Origin of the sequence: Pseudoclavibacter sp. Z016 (assembly GCF_002931215.1) — a bacterium.
Taxonomy (GTDB): domain Bacteria; phylum Actinomycetota; class Actinomycetes; order Actinomycetales; family Microbacteriaceae; genus Pseudoclavibacter.
In genome coordinates this window covers 21,394-40,737 of the sequence record NZ_PSTU01000021.1, presented here as the reverse complement: position 1 = coordinate 40,737, position 19,344 = coordinate 21,394, and the positions used below count along the sequence as shown (strand labels likewise).

The following is a 19,344-nucleotide window of genomic DNA, read 5'->3' as shown; positions in this document are numbered from 1 at the left end:
CCGCACGTCCGCCCCGCCCCGCCCCGCCACTCTTCCGTTTCGAGATGGCTTCCACGCCTGCGGATGGGTTGCACTCCATCCCGAGGCGTGGAACCCATCCCGAGACCCGGAGCTTGGGCGAGATACCGCGCAGAATCGAGCGGAAACCTGGGGCTAGAGCGAAACGCAGAGCAGCGCAGCAGCGCCGGAACGCAGGAACGCAGGAACGCCGCTGCGCCGCGTCTCCGAACCTGGGGTCCGTTTCGGGATGGCTTCCACGCCTGCGGATGGGTTGCAACCCATCCCGAGGCGAGCAACCCATCCCGAAACCTGGAGCTTGGGCGAGACACCGCGCAGAATCGAGCGGAAACCTGGGGCTAGAGCGAAACGCAGAGCAGCGCAGCAGCGCAGGAACGCCGGAACGCAGGAACGCCGCTGCGCCGCGTCTCCGAACCAGGGGTCAGTTTCGGGACGGCTTCCACGCCTCGGGATGGGTTGCAACCCATCCCGAGGCGAGCAACCCATCCCGAGACCCGGAGCTTGGGCGAGACGCAGTGCCTGGACGGGCCGGGCGAGCTACGGCCGCCAGTCGCTGGGCTTCGACCCCATGGCGCGCCGGAAGGCTGCGCTGAACGCACTGGTCGTGGCGTAGCCGACGCGCCCGGCGACGGTGCCGACGGGCAGGTCGTCGGCGAGCATCCGCGCCGCCGCCGCCATGCGCACCATGGTGCGCCAGTGCGAGAACGTCATGCCGACCTCTGCCGCGAAGATGCGGGCGATCGTGCGCACGCTGAGCGACAGCTGCCACGCCCACGCTTCGACGCCTCGATCGTCGGCGGGGTCGCTGAGGACTCGGCGCACGAGCGGCTCGAGTCGCTCATCGCGGGGCACGGGAACGGTCTCGACGTAGCTCGTCGCCGCGGGCAGGAGCTCGATGACGACGGCCTGCGCGCGGAGACGCTGATCGGTCTCCATGGGTGACTCGGCGAGGTGCAGCAGCAGCTCGCGGAACGCGGCGCCCAGCTGCACGGTGCCGACGGCGTGCCAGTCGGGGGCGACCTCGCTCGTGAAGTACGTGCAGCACCCGACCGACGACGCGTCGACCTCCATGGTGTGGGGCGTGAAGGGCGGCACCCAGATGCCCTGGCCGACGGCGAGCGTGCGCAGGGCACCCTCGACGAGCACCACCACGCTCCCCCGCGATGGCCACATGATCATGCCCTCTGGATGCACGTGCGGCACCCGGTCTCCGAGGTTCGGGCCGTCGAGCACGGCCGTGGTGAGGAGGAAGGGTGCGGGAATGCCGACCGGACGAACCTCGAGGGTCGATGGTGCGGGGCTGAGCTCGAGCGCCTGGAACACGGTGCATCTCCTGGTTGTCCGGAACGCAACAGAAGTTGGCCGAACGCATCACTAACGGGACTTAGGTGAACCTTACTATCGACTGATGCCCCGTGAGAACCCCAGAACCCCGACCCCCGCATCCGTCATGCGGGACGCGCTCTTCGCGTCAGGGCGCAGCTGGAAGCTCACCCTCGCGACGCTCGGCTACATCGTGCACGAGGCCGCGGAAGCGCTTGTCCCCGTCCTCGTGGGCGTCATCATCGACCGGGCCATCGTCACGAACGACGCCGCCCAGCTCGCACTCTGGCTGGGCATCCTCCTCGCGAACTTCCTCGTGCTCTCCTTCTCGTACCGCTGGGCGGCGAGGCTCATGGTGCGCGTCTACGGGCACGGCGAGCTCGAGCTGCGGCGCTCGCTCCTGACCCGCGTCCTGCACCCGAACGGCGTGACGAGCCGCCGCAGTCCCGGCGAGCTGCTGCAGATCACGACCTCGGACAGCTATCGGGTCGCGGGCGTCTCCTGGTCGGTCGTGCAGCAGGGCGCGAGCACCGCCGCGATCCTCGTCTCGTCGGCGGCGCTGCTCGCGATCTCGGTGCCTCTGGGCGTCGGCGTCCTCGCGGCCTCCGTGCTGATCCTCGTCGGGATGCACGCGGCCTCGAAGCCCATCGAGGCCCGCGGCGCCCGCGAGCAGGCGTCCGCGAGCGCGGCAAGCGACGTGGCGACCGACCTCGTCGCGGGACTGCGCATCATCCGCGGCATCCGCGCCCAGCCGCAAGCCACCCGCCGGTACCTCGACGCGAGCGCCGAAGCGAAGACCGGTGCGATCGCGTCCAACCGCGGCATCCAGCGCTACCTCGCCGTGAGCGGCATCGCGTCTGGCGCGTTCCTGGCCGCTCTCGCCTTCTCGGCCGCATCTCTCGCCGCCCTCGGGCAGATCACGCTCGGCGAGCTCGTCGCCGTCGTCGGCCTCGGCCAGTACCTGCAGGGCTCCCTCGCGCACGTCGGCACGTTCGCGTCGAACTGGCTGCACAAGCGCGCATCCGCGGTACGCATCGTCGCGGTGCTCAGCGAGGAGCACGCGGTGCCCGTCGAGGACACGCACGTCGGCGGCGTGGGCCTGGCCGAGGCCGTCCGTTCCACCCACGATGCCCCCGCGGCCTTCACGTGGCGGGCACCCGACGGCACCGACATCGACGTGGCCCCCGGCTCGCTCGTCGGCCTCCGCCCGGCAACCCCGGCAGCCGCCCGCGCGCTCGCCGCCACGCTCGCCTACCGGGTTCCCCTCGAGGCCGGCGAGGTGACCGTGGCCGGGCTGGACGCCCACACCATCGGACCGGACGCCTACCGACACCTCGTCTTCGCGCCTCCCCACGACGCGACGGTCTTCTCGGCGACGCTCCACGAGAACCTGCTCGTGGATTCGGATGCGGATGGCGTCGACGTAGCGGGTGCGGGTGTGGGTGCGGATACCGGAGCTGGCGCCGGAGCAGGCCCCGGAATCGACCCGGACCTCGAGTCGGCCGCGGAACGCGCCGCCCTCACCGAGGTCACCGCGCTGGGCTGGCACCGCCAGCTCGGCGAGGGCGGCAGGCGTCTCTCCGGCGGACAGCGTCAGCGTGTCCTCCTGGCCCGCGCGTTCGCAAGCGAGGCGCGGGTCCTGGTACTCGACGAGCCGGCCTCCGCGCTCGACCCGGCAACCGAGGCGCGCATCGCGGACTCCCTCCGCGCGCACCCCACGACTACGGTGCTCGTCACTCGCAGCCCCCTCCTGCTCGCTGCCTGCGACCGCGTCATCGACGTCGAGGCGCACTCGCCCTGCGGCACGGGCGACGCTCGACCGGCCGAAACTCGACGGCCCGAAACGCCGAACGCATCCACCGCCGCAGGTGCGGTCACGCAGACCCGGCCCGAGACTCAGAACGAGACACAGGCCCAGCGCCAGACACAGCCCGAGACCCCGACACAGCCCAAGGCGCAGGCCCAGCGCGACACCGACCCCGACACCCCAGCCACGAGCCCCGACGAGGAGCTGGCACGCCGATGAGCCACGACGCACCGCAAGCAGCAACAGCAACAGCAACAGCCCCATCCACCGCCACGCTCCTCCCCATCGCGTCGGGCCGCGAGACGACGCGCGCCACCGCCGACCGGCTGCGCGCATCCCGTCCTCGGATCTTCGCCGTGATCCTGCTGCTGCTCGGCGGTTCCTCGTCGACGCTCCTCGTCCCGCGGCTCCTGGGCTGGCTCGTCGACCTCGTGACCGGCAGCGCGGGTGTCCAGGCGCTGGTGCTGCCCGGAGTCCTGCTGCTCGTCGTGACGTCAGTCTCTGCGCTGCTCGCCTACGCGGGCATCCGCCTCCTCGTGGCGCTCGTGCAGGAGCTCGTGAGCGGGCTTCGCGAGGACGCGATGAGCGTCGTCCTGGGCATGCGGGCCGGTCAGGCCGAGAGCTCTGACTCATCGGACATCGTCTCGCGCGTGACCGGCGACGTCGAGTCGGTCACCGAGGCCGCCTCCGGCGTGCTGCCAGCGGTGACGCAGTCGTCGTTCATGATCGTGCTGTCGCTCGCCGGGATCGCCGCCATCAACCCGTGGCTCGGCCTCGCGGCGCTCGTCGCCGTGCCCGTGCAGGTGCTCGCGACGCGCTCGTTCATCCGCCGCTCCCGCCCCGTGTACACGGAGATGCGGGTCGCCGAGGCGGAGCGCGGGCAGGTCATCATCGAGGGGGTCAGCGGGGCGGACACGATCCGCGCCCACCGCAGGCAACGCCGCCAGCTCGCCGAGGTGGATGCGCGCAGCCTGCGTTCCATCGACCTGCAGTACGAGGCGGCGCGCATCCGCACGACGTTCTTCGCCCACCTCAACACGGGCGAGTACCTGGGCGTCGCGGCAATCCTCACCGTGAGCTTCTGGCTCGTGCACGCGGGCGTGGTGTCCATCGGCGGCGCGACGGCGGCGGCCCTCTACTTCCTCGCCCTGTTCGGCCCCATCGGCTCGCTGCTCTCGAGCATCGACGAGCTGCAGCTCGCCGGGGTCGGCCTCGCGAGGCTCGTCGGTGTCGTCGGCGCGCGCGACCACGACGGACGGGATGAATCGGGGGCGCTCCGCGGAGGCGGAGACGAAGCGGGTGAAGACGGGGCGGCTGAAGACGGAGACGAAGACGGCGCGGGCGTCGCCGCGGACTCCCCCGCGATCGTCGTCGAATCGGTCGATTTCAGCTACGACGGGCAGCGGATGCAGCTCGCTGACGTGAGCCTGCGGGTCGCGCCGGGCGAACGGGTGGCGCTGGTCGGGGAGAGCGGATCGGGGAAGAGCACCCTCGCGCAGCTCATCGTCGGGGCGTTCGATCCGACGGGCGGCAGCGTGACGGTGCACGGGCGGCCCGCGGCGTCACGCGAGCGGGACACGAACGTCGTGCTCGTCACGCAGGAGATCCACGTGTTCGCGGCGACGATCGCTGAGAACCTGCGGCTCGGGGCGCCATCGGCGAGCGCTGAGGACCTCGAGTCGGCGGTGCGGGCGGTGGGGGCCGACTGGTTGCTCAACCTGGAAGCGGGGCTCGACACGCGGGTGGGCGCATCCGGTCTCGCCCTCGATGGCGCCGCCGCGCAGCAGCTCGCGCTCGCGCGGGTGCTGCTGCGCGACCCGGCCATCGTCGTGCTCGACGAGGCGACGGCTGAGGGCGGAGGCGACGACCCGCTCAGCCTCGACGCGGCCCTGACGGCCGCGACGCGCGGGCGCACCTCGGTGGTCGTTGCGCATCGGCTGTCGCAGGCCCGCGTCGCCGACCGCATCGTCGTCATGCAGCGTGGACGCATCGTGGAGCAGGGCAGTCACGGCGAACTGCTCCGCCTCCGCGGCGAGTACGCCCGCCTGTGGGGCGCATGGGAAGGCGCAGCGGCGGAAGCCCCTGCCCCAGCTGCCCTCCCTGCTCCCGCACGCAGCTGGAGTGACCGGACGCAGCAAGAATGAGCCAGATGCAGGCTCCCGGCGCCGCGCGCCTGCATCTCGGTGACCTCTGCGCGAGAGCTGGCACTGCTCCCGCTGCCCGACCACCCCGTGCCTCACCACCCCCACCACCACCAGCTGCTCCCCGCTGATCTCCGCGCATCCGGGCTGCGACGCGCCCGCCCGAAACGCGACGGTGCGAGAATGCCTGCATGACGGATGGCACCCTCGGCACCCCGCTCACCCCCGCTTCGACGCGCGCGCTCCTCCTCGGCGCGGGCGAGCTCGGCAAGGAGGTCGCGCTCGAGCTGCAGCGCCTCGGCGTCGAGGTCATCGCCGTCGACCGCTACGCGAACGCCCCGGCGATGCAGCTCGCGCACCGCAGCCACGTGGTCGACATGCTCGACCCGGTGGCCCTGCGCGCCGTGCTGGCGCAGGAGCAGCCCGACATCGTGATCCCCGAGGTGGAGGCGATCGCGACGCAGGTGCTCGCCGAGATCGAAGCGGAGGGACGCACCCGCGTCGTGCCGACCGCCCGGGCGACGCAGCTCACGATGGACCGTGAGGGCATCCGCCGGCTTGCCGCCGAGGAGCTCGGCCTGTCGACCTCCCCGTACCGATTCGCGGACACGTTCTCCGAGTTCGCGGCGGCCATCGAGGCGGTGGGCCTGCCCTGCGTGGTGAAGCCGGTCATGTCCTCGTCGGGGAAGGGGCAGTCGGTGATCCGGGAGCCGGACGATGTCCAGGCCTCGTGGGACTACGCGCAGGAGGGTGGTCGCACGGGCCGCGGCCGCGTCATCGTCGAGGGCTTCGTGCCGTTCGATTCGGAGATCACGCTGCTGACGGTGCGTCACGTCGGCGGCACCGTCTTCTGCGAGCCGGTCGGGCACACGCAGGTCGACGGCGACTACCGCGAGTCGTGGCAGCCGGCGGCGCTCCCCGCGGCGGCGCTGGAGAAGGCGAAGGTCGTCGCGAAGACGGTGACGGATGCGCTCGGCGGCTTCGGCCTGTTCGGTGTGGAGCTGTTCATCGTCGGCGACGACGTGCTCTTCTCCGAGGTGTCTCCGCGCCCACACGACACGGGCCTCGTCACGCTGGTGTCGCAGGATGTGTCGGAGTTCGCGCTGCACGCACGAGCCGTCCTCGGCCTGCCGGTGTCGGAGCCGCTGCGGATCGGGGCTGGTTCCGGGGAGTCGGCTGCCGCATCGTGCGCGGTGCTCGCCGAGGGCACCGGTGTGCCGACGATCTCTGGCGTGGATGCTGCGCTCGCGGTCCCGACATCGCAGCTGCGCCTCTTCGGGAAGCCGAACGTCGCGGGCAAGCGCCGGGTGGCGGTCGCTCTCGTGCGCGGTGCCGACGTCGACCAGGCCCGAGAGCGGGCTCGGGAAGCCGCGGCGGCACTGAGGATCACGCTGAGCTGAGCTGAGCTGAGTGCTCAGCTCAGCGCCGGCGACTCAGCAGCGACGCCTGCACCGCGAGGGCCGCGGCGATGATCACGAGCTGCACGCCACCCCAGAGCACGTAGCCGGTGGGGATGCCGACGAGTGACGTCCAGGCCGTCGAGCAGCTGCCGAGCTGCACGCCGAAGCCGATGAGCGAACCGAGGTCGAAGCTGCCGTCGGACTCGGAGCCTGACAACATGCAGATGCTGGTCCATGAGTGCGGCACGAGCAGGACGGTCGTCACGACGAGCAGGACGACACTCGCACCGATCACGGCGACCGCTTGACGAATGCCTTTTCGCTCTCCCAGATTCTGCATCCGCTCACTCTGGCGGATCCAGGCCCAGGCCTGACTGCGCCCGCGCACGCGCGCTCCGCACTGCCTAGCCGTCGAGCCCCAGCTCGCGCACGCACTCGCGCAGGAACGCTGCCCCGGCGTCGTCGTGGATGAGGTCGCCGAACGTCACGACGTCGTACTCCTTCTCGAGGATCCCGTCAGCGGGCCGGACATCGACGTGCGCCGTGTCGTAGCCCGTCGCATGCAGCTCGTCGGCCATCTTGTAGTCGCTGCGGGAGTCGCCGACCGAACGCCAGCGCTTGGGCAGCGCACCGGCCGCCGCGAACTCGGCGAGCGCTCGCCGCGCACCGTGGTCCTTGTCGAGGTTCACGGACTCGATGTCGGTGGAGATGATCGTCGGGTCGATGCGGAACGGAACGAGGCCCTGCGCATCCGGCGCCTCGCGGTCGCCGTGGCGCATGCCGACACCCTGCTGCACGGCGAGCTCGAACGCGGCATCGTCGAAGGCCTTCTGCCGCTCGAGGTACGCGGCCGAGCTGACATCGGTGCGCTGCTCGACAGAGATCATGGCCTTCTTCGTCTCGTCGAAGAAGAGGACATCGCTGAACTCGCCCTCGCCGAGTTCGCGGATCGCGGCGATGTACGCGGAGGGCGGCACGACCGACTCATCGATCTGCAGCTCGCTCATCCCTTCGGGTGAAATCGCCGACCATGTTCCGCCCTTCTCGTAGACCCCGAACATGCGGGCTCCCGGCTGACGCAGCGCGTCGGCGAGGCCGTTCTCGAAGAGCGGCTCGATGACGCGTTCGCGGATGAACTCCTCGGAGCGTCCCGTGATGAACGCGATGGGAACCCCCGCCGCGGCGAGGGTGACGAGGTCGTCGAGGATGCTCTGGATCGCGATCGTGCGGGTCACGGGGCTCGCGATGGGGCCGTCCACGTCGAGGAGCAGGCCGAGGTCTTGGGGTGAAGTGGTCACGTCTCATTGTGGCAGGGGGGCCGGGTCCGGGTCCAGGACGGGGGCGGGCGATGTCGTTGGCTCCTGCTACGTTGTGCGCTGGGGCGGCCATGGGAAAGGCAACCCTTATCTCGGAGAACTCGTCGCGACTCGGTGGCGTGGACAGAATGGGGATCGGCGTGCGCGTGTGGAAGTCATGGATCTGGCCCGGCATCAAGATCGCTCTCGTGGCTGTGATCGCCGTCGCACTCGTCAAGATCGCGTTCTTCAGCTCGGCCCCCGAGGAGTCGGCAGCGCTGCCCACGGGTCAGGTCGTCGAACCCGTCATCAGTCCCGTGCTCGGCACGATCACGAACGACGTCACGTTGACGGCGAACGTGCAGGAGTCGCCGGCCGTCGACGCGAAGGTGCCCATGATGGGCACGATCGACACGGTGTACGTGACGCAGGGCGCGCGAGTCGAGGCGGGCGATGTGATCGCCGCCATCCGCAACGAGAAGACCCCGACGGCAGCAGCACCGTCGTCACCGGAGGCGAGCGGCGAGCCGCAGGCGGCTCCCGCGGTCGAGCCCGAGTACGAGTGGAACGAGATCGTCGCCCCGACGGCCGGCACCATCACGAAGCTCAACCTCATCGAGCAGCAGCAGGTGACGGTGGGCGAGGCTCCCGTCTCGATCACCCCGGCGAGCTTCATCGTGAAGGGCACCATCCCACCGGCCCAGCTGTACCGTCTGGCGACGACGCCAGCGGATGCGCAGGTCACGATCACGGCGGGCCCAGCCCCCTTCACGTGCACCGAGCTCCGCATCGCCTCTGGCGCCGCGGCGAAGAGCAGCAGCGCCGCGGAGGACCCGAGCGGCGCATCCGGTGCAGCTGAGACGACCGACACGACGACGGTCACGTGCAAGGTTCCCGCCGAGGTCACGGTGTTCCCGGGGCTCGAAGCGAACGTCGTGCTGCACGGCGGCGTCGCCGAGAACGTGCTCACCCTGCCGATCACGGCGGTGAAGGGGCAGGCGGAGACCGGGGTCGTCTTCGTGCAGGGCGCTGACGGTGCGATCGAGGAGCGGCCCGTGAAGCTCGGCCTCACCGACGGCACGCTCGTGCAGATCGCTGAAGGCGTCACCGAGACCGACATCGTGCTCGAGTTCGTGCCCGGCGCCGACCAGGCGAGCCCGGATGAGTGCTACATCGACCCGATGAGCGGCGCAGAGATCTGCGGGATGCTGGGCGGCTGACGTGGCGTTCATCGAGCTCCGCGAAATCTCGAAGTCGGTGCGGGCCGCCGACGACAGCGAACTCCACATCCTGCGCGGCGTGAACCTGCAGATCGAGGAGGGCGAGCACCTCTCGATCGTCGGCCGGTCCGGGTCGGGCAAGTCGACGCTGCTGAACATCCTGGGCCTGCTGGACGCGCCGACGAGCGGGGAGCTCCTCTTCGACGGCAAACCCACCGCCGCCCTGCGCCTGCGGGCGCGCGACCGGATGCGGGGTGCTCAGATCGGCTTCGTGTTCCAGCAGTTCAACCTGCTCGAGGGGCGCACGGCGACGGAGAACGTGGCCATGCCCCTCCTCTACGCGCGCGACAGCTCCTTCTGGCGGCGTGACGCTCTCGCCAGGGAAGCGCTCACCGATGTGGGACTCGACCATCGTCTCGACTCGCTGCCGACTCGGCTGTCCGGCGGGGAGCAGCAGCGCGTCGCGATCGCGCGCGCCATCGTCCGGCGCCCGCGGGTGATCCTCGCCGACGAGCCGACCGGTGCGCTCGACGTCGAGACCGGCGCCCGCGTCATGACGTTGCTCGCCGACATCTCCAAGGAGACCGGGGCCGCGCTCGTCACGATCACGCACGATGAGAGCGTCGCGGCCAGGGCCGACCGGATGCTGCGCCTCGACGCTGGCCTGCTCGCACCCTCGAAACCGGCCGTCGTGCCCGCGGAAGGAGCACCCGCATGAGCTGGTTCACGCAGATCGCCGGTGCCTTCATCGAAGCGTGGGACGAGCTGCGAGTGCACCGCGTTCGGGTGACGCTCGCGCTGGTCGGCATCGGCATCGCCGTGTTCGCGATCGTCGCGGTCACCGGGCTCGGGTCGATCACACGGCAGTCGTCGATCGAGATCTCCGAACGATCCAGCGGGCGCCCCGCGAGCTACCAGCTGATGGTGAGCAGTGCGGCGACCGACGACAAGGTCGCTATCTACGAGGCGGCCTACAAGGCTGCGATCGAGCGGTACGGCATCACCTACCAGTCGACATCGGGGTCCGCCATGACGCGCATCCAGTTCGTCGACGGTGTCGCGGACGTCGAGTCCACGATCGTCGATCCGGCGTACGGCGAGATGCACCGGGTGAAGCTCATCGAGGGGTCGTGGCTGACGTCGGACGACGCTGACCGATTGGCTCCCGCGGTCGTCATCAACGAGACCATGTGGAACCGGTTGGGCAACCCGTCTGTGGCCGAGCATCCGACGCTGCAGGTCGCGGGAGCTGCGCCGACGACGGCCGTGGTCGTCGGCGTCTCCGCCAACATCTACCCGGACTACCCAGAGCAGATGTACGTGCTGAGCGACGCCCAGCACCTCCTCGGGGCGAGCTCGGGCGGCGGCATGATGGGCGGGATGGTGATGGGCGGCGCCTACGCCCCGCCGTCGATGGGCGGCGACGAGGGGTCCACCGCGACGTTCCCGACCTACGAGCTCTGGCTGCCACTCGAGAACCACGAGGAGCTGTCGAGCCAGATCGTGCGCGATCTCAAGGCGGCGCTTGGAGAGGGAGGCGCGGTCGACGCGCAGCGCACCGACTACCTGGCCTGGGGTGAGGACCCGTTCCTTGCCGTGCAGATCCTCGTGACCGCGGTCGGCGGCATCGTGCTGCTCGTCGGCACGATCGGCTTCGTGAACCTGTCGATCGTGACGGTGAAGCAGCGGGTGCGGGAGATCGGCATCCGGAGGTCGTTCGGCGCCACCGGTGGCCGCGTGTTCTTCTCGATCCTGCTGGAGAGCGTCGTGGGCACGCTGCTCGCGGGGATCGTGGGCATCGGGTGCGCGATCGTGACGTTGCAGAACCCGCTTGTGCAGGGGGCGATCACGGGCGGGCTGGGTCTCACCGATTCGGTGCCGTTCCCGGTGGATGCGGCGGTGCTCGGCATCGTCGTGAGCGTCGGAGTCGGCCTGCTCGCGGGGTTCATCCCGGCGGTCATCGCGACGCGCAGCAACGTGATCGACGCGATCCGGTCGTAGGGCGCTGCGCCGGGCCCTCGTGTCGTGGGCCCTTGCTGCAGCTCTGACCTGGCGTCGGGCTTGGGGTGAAGTGCCGGCAGACGCTAGACCAGCTGCGCGTCGCCTGGCACGGCTGCGGGCGTCCCGAAGCGGAGCGCGGCGACGACGGCCCAGATGAGGAGGAGCGGCAGCGCGACGTAGGCAGCGGTCATGAGCGGTGCGCTCAGGGTGAGGAAGCCGGCGGCTGAGGCGAGGAGCGCGAGGATGGTCGCTCCGCTGACGAGCGTCGCCCAGACGGGGCGGCGGGCCTGGCCGAGCAGGACGACCAGCACGAGCGCGGCGAGGGCGAGCATCTTGACGCCGTCGACGACCTGGATGGTGGCCCAGACCTGCCCGGAGTCGAGCCCGAGCAGCGGTGAGGAGCCGTCGGAGGCGAGCCCGAAGGTGAGGAGTGCTTCGCCGGCGAGCTGGATGAGCGAGAGCACGAGGGTCGCGAGGCCCGCGCCTCGCGTGGCCCTGCGCAGCCGCTGGCTGCCGAGCAGCGTGGACATGCCGTAGAGGGCGACGGCTGCTAGGCCGTGCACGAGGGCGGCGTTGACGAGCACGCTCGGCGAGGTCGCGTAGGCCTCGGCGACGGCGGCTGAGCTGTCGGCCGGGGTGATGTCTGGGGCGCCGACGAGCAACCCGCTGATCCAGGCGGACACGTAGACGCCGCACCACACCCAGAGCGTCCGCTGGATCTCGAGCGTCGGGGCCGTCGCCGGTGTTGTCATGCGGCAACGCTAACCGGAGCGAGCGTACGGAGGCTGTGTTCGGCGCCGCGGCGGGCCGGCTCTGGCCGCGGCTCGTCGCGGACGGCGCCGCGGGATGCGCAGTGAGCGCTGCGGTGCGCTGCGGTGCGCGGCGAAAGAAGTGACACGCCAATCACAGAATGTCGGTGGTTCGGGAGACGATGCAGGTATGCAGAACGAACCGATCGACAACGAGGCTCCGCGGGCCGCAGCGCCTGGTCGCGCGGCTCGGCTTCGTGAGATGCGCCGGCGTCTCGCGGCCGGGCTCGGTGTCGAGCAGGGCGTCGTCGACGACGCCTGCCAGCGCGCCGAAGATCGCACGCGCGGCGCGCGGCGAGCGCTGCTTGTGCTCGCCCTCGCCGACAACCAGCGGCACCTGAATCGGCTCCACGGCGAGCAAACAGAGCTGCATGCTCGGGCGCTCGAGCTGGGGCTCCGGGGCGACGAGCTCGCTGGCACCTCGAGTCCCGCCCTGGAGGTGCGGTCGCTCGCGTCCGAGATCGCGGCAGTGTCGGGCAGGTCGCAGCGGTCGATGCAGATCGAATTCGGTCGAGCGGATGCGATCGCCAATCGTTTCGAGCCCGTTCAGGAGGCGATGAAGGCCGGGGTCATCAGCCGCGCGCATGCACTGGTGATCGTCGACGCGGGTCTGCGCATCACGCATCCCGACCCTGCTGAGCTCGAGCGTCGCCGAGAGCACTTTGCGCGCGTGGTGCTCGAGAAGGCCGTCTCGACGACCCCCGGTCGAATCAAGTCCTTCGCGGAGCGGGTCGCCGAGGAATTGACCGAGGAGTCACTCGATGAGCGCTTCGAGAGGGCCCGCCGTACCCGACGGGTGACGCTCTCGCAGCTCGAGGACGGCCTCGGCGAGCTGTCGGTCATCGACTCCTACGCGAAGCTCGTGGCGATCTTCGACCGGACGACAAGGCAGGCGCTCGTCATCAGCGACGGCGAGCGACGGGCCGCAAAGGAACGCGCCGACGCGCACCCGACCGGCAACGACGCCGACGCCGACGGTCAAGGCGAGGCACGAGCCGACGATCAAGGCGAGGCACGAGCCAACGGAGACCCCCAAGGTCCTGCCAACGGCCACGCCGATGGTTGCGACAGTGAGCCAGCCAGTGCGCTGGACGCCGGGAACAGAGGCGACGATCCGCATTCTGAGCCCCGTTCGCTGGACGAGGTGCGCGCGGATGTGCTCTCCGACAGCTTCCTTCGCGCGACGCCGGAGGAGTTGCGGGGCAGGGCTCCGATCAAGGCGAAGATCTCGATCGTCATTCCGGCTGAGACGCTGCTCGCACCCACCGGGTACAGAGTCGGTAGAGACGCCGCAGCCAGCACGGACGGCGCAGACGGCACGGTCGGCACCGATGGCACAGCCGGCACCGATGGCACAGCCGGCGCAGCCCGGACAGGCAGCCCAGGCAGCCCCGACCGCACAGACCGCGGAGACCGCGGAGATGCTGCACGCCGGGGGAACCCCGGTCCTGCCCTTCTGAACGGCTACACCCCTGTTCCGACTGCGGAGGTGCGGCGCCTCACCGACGCGGCGCCCGAGTTCGAGCGCATCTTCACGGATCCCCTCAAGGGCACGCTGGTCGAGGTCGATACGTACCGGCCGACGAGTGCGATGCGCCGCCGAATCGCTGTCCGCGATGGTCGCTGCCGTTTCGTGGGATGCATGATGCCGGCGAGCCGCTGTGACATCGACCACACGAAGGCCTGGGAGGAGGGCGGCCCGACGAGTCTTGCGAACCTCGGCCACCTCTGTGGAGGCCACCACACGGGCAAGCACCACGGTGATTGGGAGGTACGACAGCTGCCCGATGGCGTCTACGAGTGGCGATCTCCCAGCGGTTTCGTCTTCCGCGACGCCCCAGTGCAGTTCGGCCGGCTCACCGCACTTCCGAACCCTGACCGCGGCGAGCAGTCGAGCGCCACCCAACCCAGTACCGACAGCGGCGGCCAAGTCGCCCTCCCGTCGACCGCTCCGGGCCTCGGCGACTCACGCAGCTCTGGCCGCGCCGACGACACCGCCGCTGCTCAGCGCGCGGTCGGTGGCGGCGACCTTGAGGAGGTTGGTGGCGGTGGCGGCGACCTTGAGGACGCGGGCGACGCAGCACAAGTGGGCGACGTCAGCGACGTTCGCGACCCGATCCGCGCTCGCCACGAGCACTGCCCAGGGGAACACGAGTGCGAGCGCGAAGACAGGGACGAGGACAGGCACGAGGACGAGGACAAGGCCAGGCGCGAGGACGAGGACGACCTGCGGTCGCGGTTCCCGAAGCTTGGCTTCCTCGAGGAGTTCAGGAGGGAGCGCGCGGCGAAGAAGGCGGCCATCGAGTCGGGGTCGTCGCGTCGGGATCAACCTGAATTTCATCCAACCGGGCAACGGGGCGACGAGGGAGGTGGCGACCAGCTGCGCGCCGAGAGCTCTCGGGGAGAACGTTCGGACTCGTCGGACGATCCGCCGCCCTTCTGAGCCCGGCTGGCTCGCCTGAGACCCGACGATCCCTCGTGACCGAGCCAGGCGCCCATCCCATCTGTTGTCCCTGAGCGCCCCTCGGATTCCCACCTGGCTCGCATGGAGGAGCTTTGGAGCTCGTCGTACATTGAAGGAGAAACGAGCGCGATGACACCCGCGGCTTCTCCAACGTCCGCAAGATCGAGCAGGCTGACGACGTTGACCAAGGAGACGGCTGAGTCAATTCACTGAGCTGAGTCAATTCACTGAGCTCAGTCAACTCACTGGGCTGAGCCAACTCGACGGCTTCAGCGAATTCAGGACGACCACACCTGCGATCAAAGGAGACGCCATGGCCGGTCAGATCATCATCGACCTCTTCACGACCCTGGATGGGGTGCAGCAGGCACCGGGCGGGCCGGAGGAGGATCCGGAGGGTGGGTTCAGGTTCGGGGGTTGGCAGGCGCCGCTCATGGACGAGGCGGAGGGCGAGCAGGTCGAGAGTGGTGTGCGGACCATGGATGCGCTGCTGCTGGGCCGCAAGACGTACGACATCTTCGCGGCGTACTGGCCGCGCTACGCGGATGGCCCGTCCGATGGCATCGCCGCGGTCTTCAACAGGATCCCGAAGTACGTGGCGTCCCGCGGCACCCCCGATTTGCCCTGGGCGGCATCGCATCGTGTGGGCGCCGATCTTGCGGCGGAGGTGTCCGCCCTCCGGGACCGCCACAACAGCATCCACGTGATCGGGAGCGTCGACTTCGCCCAGACGCTGGTGCGGGAGGGGCTCTTCGACGTGCTGAACCTGTGGGTGTATCCGGTGGTCCTGGGCGCAGGAAAGCGACTCTTCCCGGACGATGGACCACCTCTCGGGCTGAGCCTCCTCGAACCGCCCGTCGCATCGGGGCGCGGATGCGTGCTGCTCAAGTACGGCCCGGGCAGCCCCGTTGAGACGGCCGACATGGACGAGGCACTGCGCGAGCGCTGATACCCACGCCCACCGCTCTCGGCCTGGGGTCGAGCCCCTGGAGCAGTGACCGCGTATTGACTACTACTCGTAGCGTGCTGTTGAGGCTCGAATGAGATCGGCGTGCTCGTAGATGTCTTGGATCTCTTCGATGGGAATCTTGGTTTCGTTCTTGGCTTCGTCGAAGACGCCCAGGTACTTCTGTTTCTTGCCGTTGAACCAGAGGCGCGCGATGGGCTTCCGGTTGTTGTCGTCGATGAGTACAGCGAAGTAGGACTTCGCATCTCGATGCGTCACCCGTTGCGGCTTGACATGGGCACACGCAATTGCCTTCACGACCTGGTAGCCCTCGAGCTCTTCCAGGGTGGTGTCAATTTCGGTATCACGGTCAAGGTCATCAGCAGCCACGGCCTGGCTTTCGAGTTCATGCTGCGCCTCGGCAGGTGCAGCAACAGGCAGCGCTGACGCACCCAAGGCGGTCTTGAGTCGGTCGTTGACCTGCTCGGTGAGGAACTGCTTGGTGGCGTTCGGGACGAGCAGGCTGAATTGCTCGCGCACCTTCTGCGTAAAGGAACCGTCGTAGACACGACTCGTGAAGAACTTGATCCACTCATCGGAGGGTTCCCTGAACTGCGCAGCTATCTCACGCTTCAGCGCTCCGACATACTTGAGCTCCTCGGCCGCGTTGATGATCGAGTCGAGGTCGAAGACCTCCTTGGTGAGCTTCTTGAGCTCCGGGATCAGGGTCTCATCGATGTCACTGAGGTCGAGAACCAGGAAGGGCTTCTCGTCCATCCTGTTCGGCGCATCCAGGTCAGTGAAGAAGTTGTAGACCTCACCATTCGTCAGAACGGCGATGCGCGCGTTCGTGACCGCGAAGTAGCGAAAGAGCTGAGAGGCATGCTCGATCTTGAGTGCCCCAGTTGAGCTCTTGCACTCGATGAGCATCTGGACTTCGCCGTCACGCATGATGGCGTAGTCGATCTTCTCACCCTTCTTCACTCCCACATCGGCAGTGAATTCGGGCACGACCTCAAGAGGATTGAAGACGTCGTAGCCGAGGATCGTCGAGATGAACGGCATGATAAATGCGTTCTTCGTGGCCTCTTCGGTCTGGATTGCCTCGCGCTGGTTGAAAACCTTGAGCGCGAGCGCACTGAGTCGCTCGTTGAAGTCCATCTCACTCCTTCGGGATTGAAGGAGATAGTAGTTGTCTTGCCCCGCTCAGATATACCCGTGCGATTTCTCAATCACCCGGGCGACCCCATTCGGAATGGAGCCGCCCGACGCTGGCTGATGGATCTGAGCGGGCCACGCCTGTCCCGCTAGTGCGCGGGGTGCTTGCGTTCCAGCGCGGCGCCTTCGACATCGACGTTGGGCATGATCTTGTCGAGCCACTTCGGCAGCCACCAGGCTGACTTCCCGAGGAGGTGCATGAGCGACGGCATGATGAGCATGCGCACGATGAACGCGTCGAGGAGCACACCGAACGCGAGCCCGAACCCGATGGACCGGATCATGGTCGATTCGGCGAACACGAACCCGCCGAACACGGACACCATGATGAGCGCCGCGGCGACCACGACGGCTCGGCCGGCTCGGAAGCCCTGCACGACAGCCACCCGTGCCTCCGCCCCGTGCACGTACGCCTCACGCATCCCGGAGGCGAGGAACAGCTGGTAGTCCATGGCGAGTCCGAAGAGGATGCCGACGAGGATGACCGGCAGGAAGCTCAGGATCGGCCCCGTCGCGTGCAAGCCGATGAGGTCCGCGAACCACCCCCACTGGAAGACCGCGACCACGGCCCCGTAGGTCGCGAACAGCGACAGGATGAACCCGCCCGTCGCGATGAGCGGCACGAGGATCGACCGGAACACGAGAATCATGATGAGCAGCGACAGGCCCACGACGAGCGCGATGTAGAGGGGCAGCACCGAGTTGAGTCCCTCGGAGATGTCGATGTTGATGGCCGCCTGCCCGGCGACGCCGAGCGTGATGCCGTCTTCGATCTCGGGCAGAGCGCGGAGCTCGCCGACGAGCTGCTCGGTGGAGACGCTGTTCGGCCCCTCCGCCGGGATCACCTGGAACGCCGTGAGGCTCTTGTTGTCCGAGACGCCGATCGGGGCGACCGCGGTGACGTCGTCGAGCGAGGCGAGCTTCTCGCCGACGAGCACCTGCTTGTCGAGCACGCCAGCATCGTCGAGCCCCTCGGGAAGCGTGGCCGTGACCAGCAGCGGACCGGTCGCGCCGGCCCCGAACTGCTCCTCGGTGATCGTGAACGCCTGGTACGACGCCGACTCCTCAGGCTCCGACGAACCGTCGGGCAGGCCGACCCGCATCGACAGCGCGGGAATCGCGACCGTCAGCAGCACCGCAACCCCGGCGAGCACCGTCACGATGGCCCGCCACGTCGGCATGGCCTTCAACGGTTGGGCGTGAGCTGCCCGCACCTGACCCGTCACGACGCCGACACCGCCGGTCGCTGCCCCTTCCGGGCCGGTGCCGTGCAGCTTGCGGATGTGCGCCCGCCTGCGCTTGTTCAGCACTCGCATCCCGAGCTTTCCCAGCAGCGCCGGCGTGAGGGTGACGGCGATGAGCACCGCGATCAGGACGCACACCGCACCGGCCGTGCCCATGAGTCCGAGGAAGGGGATGCCCGTCACGTTCAAGGCGAGGAGGGCCACGATGACCGTCGCCCCGGCGAACACGACCGCGTTGCCGGCGGTGCCGTTCGCGAGCCCGATCGACTCACGCACGTCCATGCCCTGCATGAGCTGCTTGCGGTGCCGGTTCACGATGAACAGCGAGTAGTCGATGCCGACCGCGAGCCCCAGCATGATGCCGAGGACAGGGGTGACCGACGCCATCTGCACGACGCCGGAGAACGCGAGCACGCTGACGACGCCGATCGCGACGCCCACGAGCGCCGTCAGGATCGGCAGGGATGCGGCGAGCGCCGACCCGAGCAGCACGAGCAGCACGATGGCCGCGAAGACGAGGCCGATCGCCTCGCCGATGCCGAAGATCTGCGGGACGCTCTGCGCGATATCCGTCGAGAACGCCACGTTCACCCCGTCGACGGGGTGCGCTTCGAAGTACTCGATGACGCCCTGCTTCGCGTCCTCGCTCAACTCGAGGCGCGGCTCCGTGAACGAGACGTTGACGATCGCCGTCGAGCCATCCTCCGAGACGAGGCTGATGCCGTCCGAGAGATCGACGAGCTTCGCGCCGTTCTCCAGCTGCTGCAGCTGCGTGTCGATCTCAGCCTGCGACGCATCCAGAGTGGCCTGCTGATCGGCGATCGCCTGCACCTGCGTGTCGAGCTGCGCCTGCTGAGCCTCGAGCGCCTCGAGCTGCGCCGCCGGGTTCCCGGCCGCCTCGAGCTGCTGCTTCGCCGCATCCAGCTGCGCCTGGGCCGCTTCGAGCTGCGCCTTGCCGCCGTCGAGCTGCGCCTGGCCCGCGTCGAGCTGCGCCTGCCCGTCGGCGATCTGCGTGCGGCCGCTCTCGACCTGCGCCGCCTGGCCCTCCAGCTCGGCCGTCGCCGAGAACGGGTCGATGACATCGGCCACGTCGGTGAGGTCGCCACGGTCGGCGATCACGGAGCTGATGTCAGCCCGCTGCGCCTCCGTCAGCGCCGACCCGTCCTCCGTGGAGTACACGACGGTGCCGGATGCGCCTGCGAACGCCGGCAGCTGCTCCTCGAGTTCCGAGATGACCTCGCCCGAGGCCGTGCCAGGCACGTCGAAGCTCGACGAGAGCCCCTTGAAGCCGATGAGGAACCCGCCGACGGCGAGCCCCAGGATCACCAGCCACGCCCCCACGACAACCCACACACGGCGGGTCGCGAAGGTCCCCAGGCGGTACAGCAGTTCGGCCATCAGCATCCTCTCGACGCGCAGGATCATGCGCGCACGCTCGTTGCGGCGCCCGAACCGACC

General features: G+C 69.1%; 14 protein-coding genes. 8 read left to right on the top strand and 6 right to left on the bottom strand.

Features of this window, described 5'->3' with window-relative positions; all coding sequences use genetic code 11:
• Positions 1-555 precede the first annotated feature (555 nt).
• A complete protein-coding gene (locus C5B99_RS17740) occupies positions 556-1,341 on the bottom strand; it encodes an AraC family transcriptional regulator (RefSeq protein ID WP_104244546.1) in 786 nt (261 codons plus the stop codon).
• Positions 1,342-1,426: 85 nt separating this feature from the next.
• On the opposite strand from C5B99_RS17740, the gene C5B99_RS17735 reads away from it, so the two are divergent.
• The 3 genes from C5B99_RS17735 to purT all read left to right on the top strand — a co-directional run bounded on the left by C5B99_RS17735 (position 1,427) and on the right by purT (position 6,689).
• Positions 1,427-3,367, top strand: a complete 1,941-nt coding sequence (locus tag C5B99_RS17735) for an ABC transporter transmembrane domain-containing protein (RefSeq protein ID WP_219819675.1) — start codon at positions 1,427-1,429, stop codon at positions 3,365-3,367.
• Positions 3,364-5,292 carry an ABC transporter ATP-binding protein gene (locus tag C5B99_RS17730; RefSeq protein ID WP_104244544.1) on the top strand — a complete coding sequence of 643 codons (1,929 nt, stop codon included), beginning with the start codon at positions 3,364-3,366 and terminating at the stop codon, positions 5,290-5,292. Before C5B99_RS17735 ends, C5B99_RS17730 begins: the two co-directional genes overlap by 4 nt.
• A 188-nt stretch (positions 5,293-5,480) precedes the next feature.
• On the top strand, positions 5,481-6,689 hold the full coding sequence (purT, locus tag C5B99_RS17725; RefSeq protein ID WP_104244542.1) for a formate-dependent phosphoribosylglycinamide formyltransferase: 1,209 nt from the start codon (positions 5,481-5,483) through the stop codon (positions 6,687-6,689).
• Between the two features lie 19 nt (positions 6,690-6,708).
• Here the strand turns inward: purT and C5B99_RS17720 are convergent, their stop codons facing one another.
• Together C5B99_RS17720 and C5B99_RS17715 are read right to left on the bottom strand one after the other, a co-directional pair.
• Entirely contained in the window at positions 6,709-6,984 is a 276-nt protein-coding gene (locus C5B99_RS17720) for a hypothetical protein (protein ID WP_104244540.1), read from the bottom strand.
• 109 nt (positions 6,985-7,093) lie between these two features.
• The gene (locus tag C5B99_RS17715) at positions 7,094-7,987 is read right to left on the bottom strand and encodes a hypothetical protein (RefSeq protein WP_104244538.1); all 894 of its coding nucleotides are present in this window, start codon (positions 7,985-7,987) and stop codon (positions 7,094-7,096) included.
• 89 nt (positions 7,988-8,076) lie between these two features.
• On the opposite strand from C5B99_RS17715, the gene C5B99_RS17710 reads away from it, so the two are divergent.
• Genes C5B99_RS17710 through C5B99_RS17700 form a run of 3 tightly spaced genes read left to right on the top strand, consistent with a single transcriptional unit; the run spans position 8,077 to position 11,205 of the window.
• Positions 8,077-9,204 carry a biotin/lipoyl-binding protein gene (locus tag C5B99_RS17710; RefSeq protein ID WP_181065053.1) on the top strand — a complete coding sequence of 376 codons (1,128 nt, stop codon included), beginning with the start codon at positions 8,077-8,079 and terminating at the stop codon, positions 9,202-9,204.
• 1 nt (position 9,205) lies between these two features.
• A complete protein-coding gene (locus tag C5B99_RS17705; protein WP_104244534.1) occupies positions 9,206-9,922 on the top strand; it encodes an ABC transporter ATP-binding protein in 717 nt (238 codons plus the stop codon).
• On the top strand, positions 9,919-11,205 hold the full coding sequence (locus C5B99_RS17700) for an ABC transporter permease (RefSeq protein WP_104244532.1): 1,287 nt from the start codon (positions 9,919-9,921) through the stop codon (positions 11,203-11,205). Before C5B99_RS17705 ends, C5B99_RS17700 begins: the two co-directional genes overlap by 4 nt.
• Positions 11,206-11,288: 83 nt before the next feature.
• On the opposite strand, the gene C5B99_RS17695 is transcribed toward C5B99_RS17700, so the two are convergent.
• Entirely contained in the window at positions 11,289-11,957 is a 669-nt protein-coding gene (locus tag C5B99_RS17695) for a hypothetical protein (RefSeq protein WP_104244530.1), read from the bottom strand.
• Positions 11,958-12,144: 187 nt separating this feature from the next.
• Between C5B99_RS17695 and C5B99_RS17685 the strand changes: the two genes are divergently transcribed.
• The gene (locus tag C5B99_RS17685) at positions 12,145-14,457 is read left to right on the top strand and encodes an HNH endonuclease signature motif containing protein (RefSeq protein WP_146082051.1); all 2,313 of its coding nucleotides are present in this window, start codon (positions 12,145-12,147) and stop codon (positions 14,455-14,457) included.
• Between the two features lie 334 nt (positions 14,458-14,791).
• Complete coding sequence (locus tag C5B99_RS17680; RefSeq protein WP_104244524.1) at positions 14,792-15,427, top strand: dihydrofolate reductase family protein; 636 nt, start codon at positions 14,792-14,794, stop codon at positions 15,425-15,427.
• A 63-nt stretch (positions 15,428-15,490) separates the two neighbouring features.
• On the opposite strand, the gene C5B99_RS17675 is transcribed toward C5B99_RS17680, so the two are convergent.
• Together C5B99_RS17675 and C5B99_RS17670 are read right to left on the bottom strand one after the other, a co-directional pair.
• Positions 15,491-16,585 (bottom strand): type I restriction endonuclease, encoded by a 1,095-nt coding sequence (locus tag C5B99_RS17675; protein ID WP_104244522.1) that lies wholly within the window; start codon positions 16,583-16,585, stop codon positions 15,491-15,493.
• Between the two features lie 146 nt (positions 16,586-16,731).
• Complete coding sequence (locus C5B99_RS17670; RefSeq protein WP_104244555.1) at positions 16,732-19,284, bottom strand: MMPL family transporter; 2,553 nt, start codon at positions 19,282-19,284, stop codon at positions 16,732-16,734.
• Positions 19,285-19,344 lie beyond the last annotated feature (60 nt).

Bases quoted from the DNA above. Each gene is read 5' to 3' on its own strand.
- C5B99_RS17700 (WP_104244532.1), top strand. From the start codon at position 9,919: ATGAGCTGGTTCACGCAGATCGCCGGTGCCTTCATCGAAGCGTGGGAC.
- C5B99_RS17675 (WP_104244522.1), bottom strand. From the start codon at position 16,585: ATGGACTTCAACGAGCGACTCAGTGCGCTCGCGCTCAAGGTTTTCAAC.
- C5B99_RS17735 (WP_219819675.1), top strand. From the start codon at position 1,427: ATGCCCCGTGAGAACCCCAGAACCCCGACCCCCGCATCCGTCATGCGG.
- C5B99_RS17695 (WP_104244530.1), bottom strand. From the start codon at position 11,957: ATGACAACACCGGCGACGGCCCCGACGCTCGAGATCCAGCGGACGCTC.
- C5B99_RS17670 (WP_104244555.1), bottom strand. From the start codon at position 19,284: ATGGCCGAACTGCTGTACCGCCTGGGGACCTTCGCGACCCGCCGTGTG.
- C5B99_RS17730 (WP_104244544.1), top strand. From the start codon at position 3,364: ATGAGCCACGACGCACCGCAAGCAGCAACAGCAACAGCAACAGCCCCA.
- C5B99_RS17710 (WP_181065053.1), top strand. From the start codon at position 8,077: ATGGGAAAGGCAACCCTTATCTCGGAGAACTCGTCGCGACTCGGTGGC.
- C5B99_RS17685 (WP_146082051.1), top strand. From the start codon at position 12,145: ATGCAGAACGAACCGATCGACAACGAGGCTCCGCGGGCCGCAGCGCCT.
- purT (WP_104244542.1), top strand. From the start codon at position 5,481: ATGACGGATGGCACCCTCGGCACCCCGCTCACCCCCGCTTCGACGCGC.
- C5B99_RS17680 (WP_104244524.1), top strand. From the start codon at position 14,792: ATGGCCGGTCAGATCATCATCGACCTCTTCACGACCCTGGATGGGGTG.